The following is a 12,478-nucleotide window of genomic DNA, read 5'->3' as shown; positions in this document are numbered from 1 at the left end:
CTTCTTGAGACTCTCACCCTCCTTCACCGCGGTCAGAAGCCGCACCGCAGTGGGCGAGGACAGGGTCAAATACATCAGCAATCACCTCCGGGGAGGGTGTTGCATCGATCAACTGAATCCCGCGGGCGCCAAACGCGCCGGCTTCGTGTTGGCACGGCTCGGCCGGAACGTTGGGGCAGTGGCTGCCGGGTAGCCGGCAATCGGACGCCTTCCAACCGGCGATCCAGACGATCTCCGAGCCACCAACCGAGGATTGCTCCAAAACCACTGCCTGGACCTCCCACAGACCGACGAAGTGACGCTGGAGAACGACAATAGAAGCAATGCACGCAGGCACTTTGAAGTGATATCCCGCGATCCCTTGCAACGTCTGGGATCTGGTGTAAACCTGGTTGCATGGCTCGAGGCAGGTATACGAAGCCAAAGGCCCGTCGCGAAGAAGCGTACCGCCGGCAGCGAGAAGCTAACGACGCGGCCGCCGCTGTGGCACGTGAGCGAGCAAAGACGCTGGCAGAGGCGGAACGCTCGGCGGCAGCAAGCCGAGATCTCGAGCTCGTTTGGGGTGGCCGTGAAGACGGACTTACCCGGCTTCGCGATATCTCTCGTCAGCTCGAGAAGTTGCACCGAGCGGAGCGCGCTCTGCTTCAAGAACGAGATGAGTTGGTCCGCACGCTTCGGCGGGTCGACGTCTCGTGGGCGTTGCTCTCGATGTGGTCCGGACTAAGCCGCCAAGCTCTCAGCAAGCGACCAAATTCGAGCTAACCGTCGTCCATGTGAGGGCCTTTCGGGTCCGCAATTGAGGGGTGAACGGTGACACCGCAACTGCGGGACAAGAGAGACGCTACCAACAGCTACACGTCTACCTGTTGGTATCAGGTTCCCTGAACAGACATTTCGTGTCGGCGCGCCAGCCTCGAGTTCTGCCCGACAGCTACGGGGTACCAACACTTAGACTCTTAAGTGTTGGTATAGTTTGATCCATGCCCACACCTTCCGCCGGCGCGAGCATTCCCATCGAGGCGGTCTCGCACGAGACATACGACTGGAAACCGCAGGCGCCCCAGATGCACTCGCGTGCCGAGGTCCTGCGCCAGACCGGACCGTATGACGCCATCGTCACGGCACCAATCCTGGACTGGAATCCCCGCATCCCCGGTGAGGTCTCCGCCAATGTCGAGGACGCGACCCGAGAGCTCGTAGCATTCGACAGGCACGCAAAGAGCCGGCTGGGTACCGACAACCCCGCGCTTGGGCCGATGACCGCGATCCTGCTTCGTACAGAGTCGGCGTCCAGTTCGCAGATCGAGCAATTGACGACGTCGGCGAAGCAGCTTGCTCTCGCAGAGATCGACGAGGGCGATAAGGCAAACGCGCTCACGGTCATTGGCAATGTCCGTGCCATGGAAGCAGCGTTGCAGCTATCGGACGACATCAGCGAGGACTCGATCCTCGCGATGCACAAGGCGCTGATGCTCCACCAACGCGGCTTCGAGCAGGACGCTGGTCGCTACCGCTCCGAGCAGGTGTGGATCGGTCCCGGTGAGGCTGGCCCCCGCCTCGCAACGTTCGTGGCGCCCCACCATCGACGCATTCCAGGCGCTATCGGGGACCTGGTGGGCTTCGTCAAGCGCGAGGACATCTCCGTGCTGGTGCAGGTCGCCGTCGCACACGCCCAATTCGAGACCATCCATCCATTTCCCGACGGCAACGGCCGGACGGGGCGCGCGCTCGCCCAGTCGATCCTCCGCAACAAGGGACTCGTCGGGTCCACTGCCGTGCCGATCTCGGCTGGGCTCCTCGTCGACACCGAGCGTTACTTCGCGGCGTTGACCGCGTTCCGCGCCGGAGATGCCGAGCCGATCGTAGGTGAGTTCGCGTCGGCCAGCCGAATCGCGGCAACCACAGGGACCCGCCTCGTCGACGACCTCGTCGCGGAACTCGAGGACTCCCGGCAAAGGTTGAAAGGTCTGCGATCAGATGCTGCGGCGTGGAGGATCCTCCCCGTTCTCGTCGGTCAACCCGCGGTGAATACGAAGTACCTCATGAGCACGCTCGGCTTGGGGGAGATGGGCGCGCTTCGCGCGTTAGACACTCTCACTGATCGCGGAGTGCTCACAGAGAGCACGGGGAGAACCAGGAACCGCGTGTGGCAGCACCGCGGGATCTTCGAAGTGCTCGATGGCTACGCCGAGAAGATCAGGCGGATGTCGGTGCGTTGAGTCCTGACGTCGTTAGCGACCTCAGCATCGTGAAGATCGAAATAGTCGTCGTCGCCATCATCGTCATGGTGATCGACACCCAGGCCATTGCCTCGACGGCCCATCCTCACCCTGCGCTTGGGGATGTCAATGTCGTTCATGCTCGCTTCGCTGCGCGTGCTCCACATTGACATCGCCGGCGCTCCGGCCGTGGCTAGCCGCCTATCGAGCCGACGTCCCACCAAATGGCCTCTCAGCAACCGCCCACACCGGGCACTTCGCTTAGCCGCATCGCCTGTTCGCTGACTGTCGCGGCGAGAGAGAGACCGTCGTGGGCGGGGACGTCAGGGGTCGGTGAGCCGGGGTGTTCAGCGGCCGCGGGCCGCCCTCTTCATCGGCCTAGCGTGACAACAAAGTGACAACACTTCTCGAGAATCTATTCGCCGAACGATGATCCAACTGGTCGGTGGTCCCGCGGAATTACGCGGTTTTCGCACATAAACGCCGGCATTCAGCGGCCCGAATGAGGTTTCCGGTACCAAAGGTCGCAGGTTCGATTCCTGTCGGGGGCGCGTATAGAAATCCCAGGTCATGCCTGGGATTTCTTGTTTTCGCGCCGGTCCCGCCGAGACTCGCTCGGCTGGGTTGCCCACACTTGCTCACGTGTCACTTGTCGCTGCAACCGGCCGATTTCTGTGGTGTGTCGATTTCGGGGGTGCTCGCACGTCGTACTGCTGAGTCGACATCCAACGTCGACCAGGACAAGGAGCACGTCATGTCTGCTTTCGTTCTTGCCTTCCGCAACGACCCCGCCGTGAATGCCACCGACGAACAGGTCGCTGCGTGGGGCGCCTGGTTCCAGAAGCTCGGCCCGGCCATGACCGACATGGGCAGCCGTGTCGGGGCGACCACGCTGCTCGGCCCCTCCGCCGGAGCGAATGCATTGTCCGGCTACGCGCTGGTCGATGCGACCGACCTGGCCGCGGCGACCGCCTTGGCCGAAGGATGCCCCGGCCTCTCCTACGGGGGCAGCGTCGAGGTGGGCGAACTGATCGCCATGTAGACCAGCACTATTGACGGGCGGTCGCCCGAGCGTGCACAAAGCGGTCCGGTCGCGGCCCTAGACTTTCGGGGCGATGATCCCAGACACCTCTCGCCGCCCTGCGTGGGTCGCGCCTTACCTGGCCAAGCTCGGCGTCGACTCCTTGGAGCCGCTCGGGGCGCCGACGCTCGAGACTCTGCGCCGGCTGCACCGGGCGCACGTCGAGCGCATCGCGTTCGAGAACATCGACATCCAGCGCGGACGTCCTCAAGGCATCAGCCCGGAGGAGTCCATCGACCGCATCCTCGCGGGCCGTGGCGGGTACTGCTTCAACCTGAACAACGCGTTCGCCTCGCTGCTGACCGTGCTCGGGTACGACGTGACGGTTCATCGTGGGCAGATCAACGGCAGTGTCGAGCGAGCGAAGGCCACCCCCGACGAGTACGGCACGCACATGGCGCTCACCGTCCTGATCGACGGCGAACGATGGTCGATCGACGTCGGTCTCGCCAACTCGCATTACGAGCCGATCCCGCTGCGGGAGGGTATGCACGTCCAAGGCCCGTTCACCTTCCGGCTTGAGACACTGCCGGAAGTCGGGCCGGACGCGTGGCGCTTCTTCACCGATCCCGTGCAGACGACCTTCCACAGCATGGACTTCACCCTCGCACCGGCGGTCTGGGAGGACTTCACCGGGTATCACGTCGAACTCTCGACGTCGCCGGAGTCGGGGTTCGTTCAGATCGGCGAGCTCTTCCGCCGCGACGCGCTGGGAACCGACTTCGTCCTCAACGACGAGCTGACCCGCGACGACGCGAGCGGGCGTTCGACACGCATCCTGACGTCCGTCGACGAATGGTTCGAGGTCGCTGAGGATCTCTTCCAGCTGGACCTGTCGGACATCAGCGACACTGAGCGCACGAAGCTGTTTGATCGGATGCAACGCGCGGAAGAGGCCTGGCGGGCCTCACGCCACACGGCGAACGCTTAGATCGCAGCCATCCGGCCCGGGTGCCGAATGCCACGCACGGCGCCTCGTTCGCGAGCGCGCGAATGTCGGTCCTCGAGCGGGACGACCGGGATGACGGCGAGCACAAGGATGCCTCCGCCGATCAGGTCCTGGTCACGCTCGAACCCCCGATGATCGCCGTGCGCCGGGATTCCCGTCGTGGCCGGACGCAGCCCGGTCGGCGCGCGGCGGTGCAGCTAGGCTCGGGCGATGGTTCTGCGCATCCGTCCGGTTTCCGACGCTGACGTCGATTCCGTCGTGGAACTGTGGCGCGCGTGCGGGCTGACGCGCCCCTGGAACGATCCCTATGAAGACATCCGCCGTGCCCGCGGCGTGTGGCCGGACCTCCTCCTTGTCGCGGTGGACGACGCGGAGATCGTGGGGACGGTGATGGCCGGCTATGACGGCCATCGTGGTTGGCTCTATTACCTCGCGGCCGCACCCGAACGGCGCAGCGAGGGCATCGGCCGCGGCCTCGTCTCGGAGGCCGAAGCCCGCCTGCACGCGCTCGGATGCCCCAAGGTGATGCTGATGGTGCGTCCCGACAATCGTGCAGTCCTCGACTTCTACGCGGGCCTCGGCTACACCCACGAGGACACCGCACTCACCGGCAGGCGACTCATCCCTGACGACTGACGCCGAGGCTCACGCGCGGACTCGGACCGTGCGTCCCTCGAAGGCGACGATGTCGCCGACCTGCAGTTGCCGTCCGCGGCGGCGATCAACCTCGCCGTTCACGCTCACATGACCGTCGATGATGGCCTCTTTGACGTCGCCCCCGGATTCGAAGAGGCCCGCGAACTTCAGGAACTGCCCGAGGCGGATGACGTCGCCCCCGATCGGGACATCGACGATCGCAGCCGGGTCATTCATGCCCGAATGCTAGCCGACCCTATGCACTGAAGACGGGTCCGTCTCTGCGACGCCGACGCGTGACTCGGGGCGAGGGCGAAGCGCCGAGGGATCCGGAACGGCGGATAACGTCGGGATATGAGCGACCTCCTCCCATTGAACCCCGACGAGCTGCTGACGACTACCCGGTCCGTGCGGCGACGTCTCGACCTCGAACGACCTGTCCCGGTCGAGGTCGTCCGAGAAGCGCTCGAGGTTGCGCTTCAGGCGCCGACAGGTAGCAACGCCCAGACATGGCACTGGGTCGTCGTCACCGACTTGGACAAGCGCCAGGCCATTGCCGAACTGTACGCGCGATCGTTCGCCCGGTATCGCGCGTCCGGTGCCCGCACTTACGCCGACTCGACGCGTGAGGCGGTGCAACAGCGGGTCGCATCGAGCGCCGACTACTTGGCCGAGCACATGGGCGAGGTCCCGGTCCTCGTGATCGGTGCAATCTTCACCGGCGCCGAGGAGTTCGAGCCCGGAAATCAGGCTGGGCTGTGGGGGTCGCTTCTCCCTGCCGCCTGGAGTCTGCAGCTCGCACTGCGGGCACGCGGCCTCGGCAGTGCCTGGACCACGCTGCATCTCGCGTATGAACGCGAGATCTCACAGCTCCTCGGCATCCCGCCCCGCGTGCATCAGGGCGTACTGCTGCCTGTCGCGTACACCGTGGGAACAGACTTCCGACCCGCCCATCGTGCTCCGCTCGACGACGTCCTGCACATCAACGGCTGGTAAGGCTCAGGCATCGTTCCGAGCGCGCGACAAGCTGGACGGTCCTCTCCCGCGCAGCGCGGCTCCGAGAGCGGGGCACCGGGTTGGAGGGCGAGAGTCTTGACTGAATCCAAACGCGGGATGATTCTGGATTGGTCAAGGAGGTCGGTATGTGGAGGCTGTTTCGCAGGGGATCGGCTCGCAAGAAGGCCCCGTACATTCCTCCCGAGGGCCGGTTCACTGGGGACATCGTCACGCAACTGCCCGGGTTGCGCGGGGAGTCCCTCTGGGGCGGGCAGCGCGATGGCCTCGCGGACACCATCCAGCCGGCGAATATCGCGGGCAAGTTCAGGCCCACGCTGGATACGCCCGACGACCCCTTCTCGCGATAGCACCCGTCGAATGAGCTGACTTCGCGCGGGATTCGGTCCCGATGCGTGTACGTCTTCGGCTCCGCTCGAAATCACCAGGGCGCGGTGGCCCCGGGTTGCCTTCTGGTTGAGTGGCCGCTGTCATTTTCGCGGGCGGGTTCCCTGGACCAGACGACGTGGTCGATCTGGAGCCATCCGGCTGCGGCCACTCCTGAGGGGGTGAGGCCGGTGAATGCCGCCGCGTCCCTGTGCAGGTGTGACTGGTCGGCATACCCGCAGTCGGCGGCGACACGGGCCGGGGGTTGCCCCACAGCGAGTCGGTGGGCAGCTTCGTCGAAGCGGACTAGTCGCCCTGCCAGCTTTGGGCTGATGCCTAGTCGGGATCTGAAGCGTGCCCACAGCTGCTGGCGGCTCCATCCGATCTCGGTGGCAAGGTGGTCGATACGAGTTCGGCCGTGGGTGATCGCGAGCTGCCGCCAGATGTAGGCGACCTCGGGGCCGAGCCGCTGCTCGGGATTCCGCATACTGCCAAGAGCAGCGTCGACGATCGCGAACCGGTCCGCCCAGTTGTGCTTCTCTTGCAGTCGGGACCGCAGTCGCTCGGCGTGCCGCCCCCATACGGCGTCCAGATCCGCGGCGCCGTCTGCGAGCTCGGACAGCCCGCCTCCGAGGATGGCGTATGCCGTGGGAGGCGTGAGCCGTATCTGGAGGCAGTCGAGACTGCGGGCCCGCCCGCGCAGGCCGGCTGCGCCCATGCCTACGATGCCGCTGCCTCGTGCGACTTCACGCTGGTGCTCGTCGATCACCACGGCATCACCGAGGTCGAGGAAGAGGGTGACGGCGGGAAACGGCACGATCGGCACCTCCGTGTCGCCGGGTGAGCGGCTCGTGAACGCCGCCATCCGCACGCCAGGTGTGCCCATCCGCGAGGGCGGGACGGTGATGTCCCATTCCGGTCCCTCGAGGCCGTGGCGCACGGCAGAAGACATGCACAGATGGTACGCGCCCGCACCGCCGGCCCGCCGAGTCAGTGCGGTCATGAGGTGGGACCCACCGATCCCAGGAATGCTCGAAGGCGGGACAGGGTGGTGTCCGGGTCCTCGACCATGGGCGAGTGGCCGACTCCGGGAATGACTTCGATTCGTGCTCCCGGCACGGCGCGGTATTGGGAGAACGATCCGGGCTGCCAGCGACCGTCTTCGGAGCCGTACAGCACGAGGACGGGCTTGTGGAGCGGGGCGAGTCGTGCGGGCATCGTTCTCTGCGCGAGGTAGTCGTCGCTGGCGTTGGATGTGGCGGTGAGGGAGTGATAGGTCATGCCGCGCACATCGTCGACGAATTCCTGGGGAATCGGGAAGCCGGGCCTGAATGCGGAGCTCAGGCCTTTCCGGAGGATGTCGTCGGTGCGGATGCGCCAGATCAGCTGGCCCACGACGGGGGTGAACAGGAGATTGCCCAACGGACCGTTGGAGACGAACGAGGTCATGCTGGCGCCCGTGTCGATCAGGACCAGGCCGGCGACGAGGTCATGTCGCCGTTCCGCGATCGCGGTGGCGACGGACCCGCCGGTGGAGTGCCCGACTGCGACGACGTGGGTGACCCCGAGCCTGTCAAGCACGCCCGCGACGAGCGCGGCCTGATGGGGGATCGAGTATTCGTCGCCGGCGGGCTTGGCCGACCGACCGTGTCCGAGCAGGTCGATTCGGATCACGTGATACGTCTTGGCAAGCTCCGGCGCAACGGAGTCCCACCAGCGCATTGAGCCACCGGTGCCGTGGATGAGCAGGACGCTCGGGGCGTTGCGCGGTCCTTCTACCTTCACGAACAGGGCCTCGCCGCTCACGTCGACTGTGCCCGCCGTGGCCGCCCGCGCCGTCTCGCGGTCGGTCAATTCCGTATTGGATGCCACAACGGCGATGACCACGGCAGCGACGGAGGTGGCAATGAGGAATCGACGACGACGGTGGGCGGACGCCGCCGTGCCCACGGTGTCCGACCCACTGGAGGACTGCGTCAGAGATGATCTCGTCATAAGCCCACAGTCGCTCACGCCAGAGTCTCTTGGATTGGATGAATGTCAGTGCACGGCAGCGGCTCCTTAGGCCTCTCTGGGAGTCGAGTGCTTATGGTCGAGGACGACCGTGTCCTCCGACCCGAATGAGACGATGACTTCAACCAGCCCCGCACGCCTCCCGCAGAACGTCCGCGAGTATTTCCGCATCGACGTTCCCGGACTCCGTTCCCAGCCGCGCGCTGGTCGCTTCGCACTTGCCACGCTGGTATCGGTCGTGGGGTCGGTCGCGGCATGTGCGATTCTCGCGGTCGCGGGAGCGGCGGTGTTCCCGTCGACGCGCGGCTACGAGCATTTCCAGTTCGCCGATTACACGAAGCTCACGGTCGTGGGCGTGCTGGTCGCCTGCGCGGGTTGGCTGATCGCCGCTGCTCTGAGCTCGCGCGCGCGAAGGCTCTACCTGTGGGCGGCGGTCGCCGTAACGCTCGTCTCGTTCGCCCCTGACGTCTGGATCCTCGTGCACGGTCAGACGGCGGAGGGCGTCTTCGTCCTCGCGCTGATGCACATCACCGTGGCGGTCATCACCTATCTCGCTGTCGTCACCATCGCACCGCAGCGGGAGGACCGTCCCTGAACGCCACCCCTCTTGACGGCAGCCGGGAGGCCGCGGCCGGTGGCAGTGGTTCGTCCAGGCATTCCGCTGCCCGCACCGTGGCTGAGCGGCTTACGCTGACAGGATGACCCGTCCCGTTCCCGATCCCATCGCACCCGGCCAGGAGTCCGTGTGGGAGTATCCTCGACCTCCCCGCATCGAGCGGGTCTCGAGCCGGGTTGTGATCCGTCTCGGAGGGGAGGTCATCGTCGACACCGAGGACGTCGTGCGCGTGCTCGAGACGAGCCATCCGCCTGTCTACTACCTGCCGATGGCAGCCTTCGTCGACGGAACGCTCACGGATGCCCAAGGCAGCTCCTACTGCGAGTTCAAAGGCGTGGCGCGATATCTCGACGTCAGAGGAGGCGAGGTGACGGCACCGCGAGCGGCATGGAACTATCCGCAGCCGTCCGTCGGGTACGAGGAGCTCGCAGGACGCGTAGCGGTGTACGCCGGCCCCATGGATGCCTGCGAGGTCGATGGCGAACCGGTCACGCCGCAGCCGGGCGGGTTCTACGGCGGGTGGATCACCTCCGCGATCGCGGGTCCGTTCAAGGGGACCCCCGCGTCCTCCGGTTGGTAGGCGCGAGGAGACCTGCCGCGCTGACCGAGAGCTCGATTTCCGCATGCTCCGCGCCCTGCTGCTGTCACCGAACTGGCATGACGATGCTCCACCGGGCCGTCTGGCTGGTTGACTGATGCCATGAACGTCGTGGCGATGTTCCCGCTTGGCAGTGTGCTCTTTCCCCATACCCCGTTGGTGCTGAGGATCTTCGAGCCGCGCTATCTCACGATGATCGGTCGTCTGCTCGAAGCGGAAGACCCTGAGTTCGGGGTGGTCCTCATCCAGCGTGGGCGTGAGGCCGGTGGCGGTGAGGAGCGCGCCTCGACCGGGACCATGGCGCGCATCCTGCAGATCGAGGCCGGCACAGCGGACTTGTATGTTCTCGCGCGGGGCGCGGATCGGATCAGGGTCGACACGTGGCGCGAGGACGACCCGCACCCGGTGGCCGACGTGTCGACGATGGCCCCGCTCGTCTGGGACGACGCGCTCGCACCGCTGCGCCGCGAAGCTGAACGGGTCGTGCGCCGGCTGGCGAACCTTGCCTCCGTACTCGATGAGGCTCGATGGGAACCCGAGACGGCCCTTTCAGACGATCCGGTGGAGTCGACCTGGCAGCTCGCCGCGATCGCTCCGCTCGGCGAATACGACCGATTCCGTCTGCTGAACTCGACCAGTCTCGGAGCGTTGCTGCGCGGGATCATCGACCTGTGCCTCGAAGAGGAGCCGCTGCTCATCGCCCGCGCCGCCGACGCGCGAGGCCAGGATGACGGCGATCTCTGAGACCTCCGCTTCCCCTGACACGGACTGAGGCGCGGTACGGTCCGCTGCCCGGCAGTGGGATCGAAGTCCGACGCAACGCCATGGGGCGGGCCGACTCAGCCGGTGCGAACGCAGCCCGCCGGAGCGGGCTCGCCGGCGAAGCGGGCTGTGGTCCAGCTGAACAGCTCGGGGATCAGCGGCGAGTCGGGCTCGACGAGCGGGACATGGTCGCGGCCCGCGTAGACGCGATAGTCGACGCTCTCGCCTGCGGCGCAGATCCGGGCGAAGTACGCGTCCTGTGCGGACGGGTCGACGAGTCTGTCGGCGGCGCCCTGACCAAGCAACAGGGGCGCGGTGATAGTCGCGGGCGGGATGTTGTCCTCGAGGTGTGCCCCGAAGGCCCCGGTCCGGGGATCGTTGGAGAACACATTGGGGTCCTTGCTCAGCCCGAGGGCGGTGAGGACGGAGACGAGGGCGCCGGGCTCGGCCAGGCAGCGATCCTTCATCCGGTCGAGAGTGGTCTGTACGCCCGCCCGGATGTAGCGGGAAGGGGCGATGTCCGGATAGATCGCGGTATAGGCGGCGAGCACGTAGGCCGTGAAGAGGCTGCCGCCCTTGACCTCGGTGAGGTGATCGATGAGGGCGGGGAGGTTGGATGCCGGGGCGAGGGCGGCGACACCCGAAAGGTGCACGTCCGGCGCGTAGCTGTCCGCGAGAGCGCCCGTCCACAGGGCGGCGCCGCCACCTTGCGAATGGCCCCAGACGACGGTCTTCTCGCCGAGGTGGGCGTCGCCGAGCTGCCGTGCGGCCCGCACGGCATCCAGGGATGCGTGTGCGGTCGGCCTTCCGATTAGGTACGGATGCGCGGTCGGTGTGCCCAGGCCGATGTAGTCGGTTGCCACGAGGGCCCAGCCGTGCTCGATGATCTGCGGCAGGACGAAGAGCGCCCCGGACTCCCAGGGTTGGCTGGCGAGGGAAGGGGCGCACTGCGGCGCGAAGCCTGTGGTGCCGTGGTCCCAGTCGATGACCGGCCAGTTCCCAGCGCCTTCGCGCGGGACGACGACCAGCGCGCTGGCGACCGCCGGAGTGCCGTCGCCGTCCTCCGTCGTGTACAGGATGCGCCAGCCGACGGCACCGTCGGGGACCTCACGGGTGAACGGTTCGGAGCGGATGAGCTGCCCAGGCTGGGATGGGACGGTGCGCGGTGCGGCGTAGAAGTCGTCCACCACCGGGCTGCCCTGGTGGAGGGAGATGCTCACCGCGCCGGCGGCGATCGCGAGCACGAGGACTGCGGCGGCGCCGACGACGCGGAGCCAGCCGCCGCGCGAGCGCGGCTGTCGCGTCTTCGGTGACACGTCGGGGCGCTGCAGGGCGCGGACGAGCTCGGTTGCCCCGACGAGGACGAGCCGAATGCCGAAGACCACCGCCACGATGAGCAGCGTAATGTCCGGCCATGCGAGCGCCAGAACGCCGAAGACGACGCCCGCGACGCCGAGGAGGGCGGAGATCGCGCGCTCGTCACCGCGGCGCCCTGGCGCGAAGACCGCGATCACGTCGAGGATGCCGTTGACGATGAGCCCCACCCCGACAACGATCGCGATCAGCCGCACGGTCAGCCCCGGGAGCAGGAGGATCGCGACTCCGGCGAGGATCCAGAGCACCGCGATGATCGGGCGCAGCAGTCGGACGGAGCTCCGCTCGCGCTCGGTGCGAACCAGTTCGAGCACCCCGGTGAGGATGAACCCGGTTCCGATCAGGACCGCGAGCAACCCGAGCGAGGTGGTGGGTCGGAAGAGGACCACGAGACCGAGGACCACGGCCAGGGCGCCGAGCAACACGCGCACCCACCGCGGACGGGAGGACAGCCAGTTTCCGACCTGCGTTGACGCGCTCACGGCGTCTCCTTCCTTCACAGCCATCGGCGCTGCCGGGAGTCGCGGTCGGATTGGCGTCGCGCCACCGAAGGCCCGCTCGACCACGGTGGTCGGATTCTAGTGTCGCCAGATTCACTAGACAAGCTAGCAATCAGTCCTCGAATCGAGGGCCGTGGTCAGTGCCGACGCGATGCGCGCACGGGCATACCGTGTGAAGAGAGAGGATGGCGGAACAGCAGCCCTGCGAGGTTCTGCGTCGGCACGCGGTGACGTCCCGCTGGTTGGTGGAGTTTCTCGACACCGTGCGGGGATCAGCTGATGTGATTATGCCGCGGTGAGTTCGGGGATGGCCACCTCCTCTGGTTCGGCGAGGAGGAGGGTCATGGAGT

Annotated in this window: 13 protein-coding genes and 1 tRNA gene; 9 read left to right on the top strand and 5 right to left on the bottom strand. The window is 66.5% G+C overall.

Going from position 1 to position 12,478, the window contains the following annotated elements; genetic code table 11:
- The first annotated feature begins 980 nt into the window (after positions 1 to 980).
- A complete protein-coding gene (locus AC0NZN_RS18225; RefSeq protein ID WP_474593744.1) occupies positions 981 to 2,219 on the top strand; it encodes a Fic family protein in 1,239 nt (412 codons plus the stop codon).
- On the opposite strand, the gene AC0NZN_RS18220 is transcribed toward AC0NZN_RS18225, so the two are convergent.
- The gene (locus AC0NZN_RS18220; RefSeq protein WP_474593743.1) at positions 2,183 to 2,359 is read right to left on the bottom strand and encodes a hypothetical protein; all 177 of its coding nucleotides are present in this window, start codon (positions 2,357 to 2,359) and stop codon (positions 2,183 to 2,185) included. The genes AC0NZN_RS18225 and AC0NZN_RS18220 overlap by 37 nt on opposite strands.
- Positions 2,360 to 2,701: 342 nt before the next feature.
- Between AC0NZN_RS18220 and AC0NZN_RS18215 the strand changes: the two genes are divergently transcribed.
- The 4 genes from AC0NZN_RS18215 to AC0NZN_RS18200 all read left to right on the top strand — a co-directional run bounded on the left by AC0NZN_RS18215 (position 2,702) and on the right by AC0NZN_RS18200 (position 4,885).
- A tRNA-Arg gene (locus AC0NZN_RS18215) sits at positions 2,702 to 2,770 on the top strand.
- 203 nt (positions 2,771 to 2,973) lie between these two features.
- On the top strand, positions 2,974 to 3,261 hold the full coding sequence (locus AC0NZN_RS18210) for a hypothetical protein (RefSeq protein ID WP_474593742.1): 288 nt from the start codon (positions 2,974 to 2,976) through the stop codon (positions 3,259 to 3,261).
- A gap of 73 nt (positions 3,262 to 3,334) precedes the next feature.
- On the top strand, positions 3,335 to 4,231 hold the full coding sequence (locus AC0NZN_RS18205) for an arylamine N-acetyltransferase family protein (RefSeq protein ID WP_474593741.1): 897 nt from the start codon (positions 3,335 to 3,337) through the stop codon (positions 4,229 to 4,231).
- Positions 4,232 to 4,459: 228 nt separating this feature from the next.
- On the top strand, positions 4,460 to 4,885 hold the full coding sequence (locus AC0NZN_RS18200; RefSeq protein ID WP_474593740.1) for a GNAT family acetyltransferase: 426 nt from the start codon (positions 4,460 to 4,462) through the stop codon (positions 4,883 to 4,885).
- Positions 4,886 to 4,894: 9 nt separating this feature from the next.
- Here the strand turns inward: AC0NZN_RS18200 and AC0NZN_RS18195 are convergent, their stop codons facing one another.
- Positions 4,895 to 5,122 (bottom strand): RNA-binding S4 domain-containing protein, encoded by a 228-nt coding sequence (locus AC0NZN_RS18195; RefSeq protein WP_474593739.1) that lies wholly within the window; start codon positions 5,120 to 5,122, stop codon positions 4,895 to 4,897.
- Positions 5,123 to 5,239: 117 nt separating this feature from the next.
- On the opposite strand from AC0NZN_RS18195, the gene AC0NZN_RS18190 reads away from it, so the two are divergent.
- Positions 5,240 to 5,881 carry a nitroreductase family protein gene (locus tag AC0NZN_RS18190; RefSeq protein WP_474593738.1) on the top strand — a complete coding sequence of 214 codons (642 nt, stop codon included), beginning with the start codon at positions 5,240 to 5,242 and terminating at the stop codon, positions 5,879 to 5,881.
- A 439-nt stretch (positions 5,882 to 6,320) separates the two neighbouring features.
- Here the strand turns inward: AC0NZN_RS18190 and AC0NZN_RS18185 are convergent, their stop codons facing one another.
- Together AC0NZN_RS18185 and AC0NZN_RS18180 are read right to left on the bottom strand one after the other, a co-directional pair.
- Positions 6,321 to 7,217 (bottom strand): AraC family transcriptional regulator, encoded by an 897-nt coding sequence (locus AC0NZN_RS18185; RefSeq protein ID WP_474593737.1) that lies wholly within the window; start codon positions 7,215 to 7,217, stop codon positions 6,321 to 6,323.
- Between the two features lie 47 nt (positions 7,218 to 7,264).
- Positions 7,265 to 8,260 carry an alpha/beta fold hydrolase gene (locus tag AC0NZN_RS18180; protein ID WP_474593736.1) on the bottom strand — a complete coding sequence of 332 codons (996 nt, stop codon included), beginning with the start codon at positions 8,258 to 8,260 and terminating at the stop codon, positions 7,265 to 7,267.
- A gap of 133 nt (positions 8,261 to 8,393) precedes the next feature.
- Between AC0NZN_RS18180 and AC0NZN_RS18175 the strand changes: the two genes are divergently transcribed.
- The 3 genes from AC0NZN_RS18175 to AC0NZN_RS18165 all read left to right on the top strand — a co-directional run bounded on the left by AC0NZN_RS18175 (position 8,394) and on the right by AC0NZN_RS18165 (position 10,236).
- A complete protein-coding gene (locus tag AC0NZN_RS18175) occupies positions 8,394 to 8,873 on the top strand; it encodes a DUF6069 family protein (RefSeq protein ID WP_474593735.1) in 480 nt (159 codons plus the stop codon).
- A 103-nt stretch (positions 8,874 to 8,976) separates the two neighbouring features.
- Positions 8,977 to 9,474 carry a DUF427 domain-containing protein gene (locus tag AC0NZN_RS18170; RefSeq protein ID WP_474593734.1) on the top strand — a complete coding sequence of 166 codons (498 nt, stop codon included), beginning with the start codon at positions 8,977 to 8,979 and terminating at the stop codon, positions 9,472 to 9,474.
- Positions 9,475 to 9,594: 120 nt separating this feature from the next.
- Positions 9,595 to 10,236 (top strand): LON peptidase substrate-binding domain-containing protein, encoded by a 642-nt coding sequence (locus tag AC0NZN_RS18165; protein WP_474593733.1) that lies wholly within the window; start codon positions 9,595 to 9,597, stop codon positions 10,234 to 10,236.
- 95 nt (positions 10,237 to 10,331) lie between these two features.
- Here AC0NZN_RS18165 and AC0NZN_RS18160 read toward each other — a convergent pair whose 3' ends face one another.
- Positions 10,332 to 12,110 (bottom strand): lipase family protein, encoded by a 1,779-nt coding sequence (locus tag AC0NZN_RS18160; RefSeq protein WP_474593732.1) that lies wholly within the window; start codon positions 12,108 to 12,110, stop codon positions 10,332 to 10,334.
- Positions 12,111 to 12,478 lie beyond the last annotated feature (368 nt).

The organism is Microbacterium sp. sgz311019 (assembly GCF_056135325.1).
The sequence above is the reverse complement of the archived record's forward strand: the minus strand, read 5'-3'. Positions and strand labels throughout refer to the sequence as shown.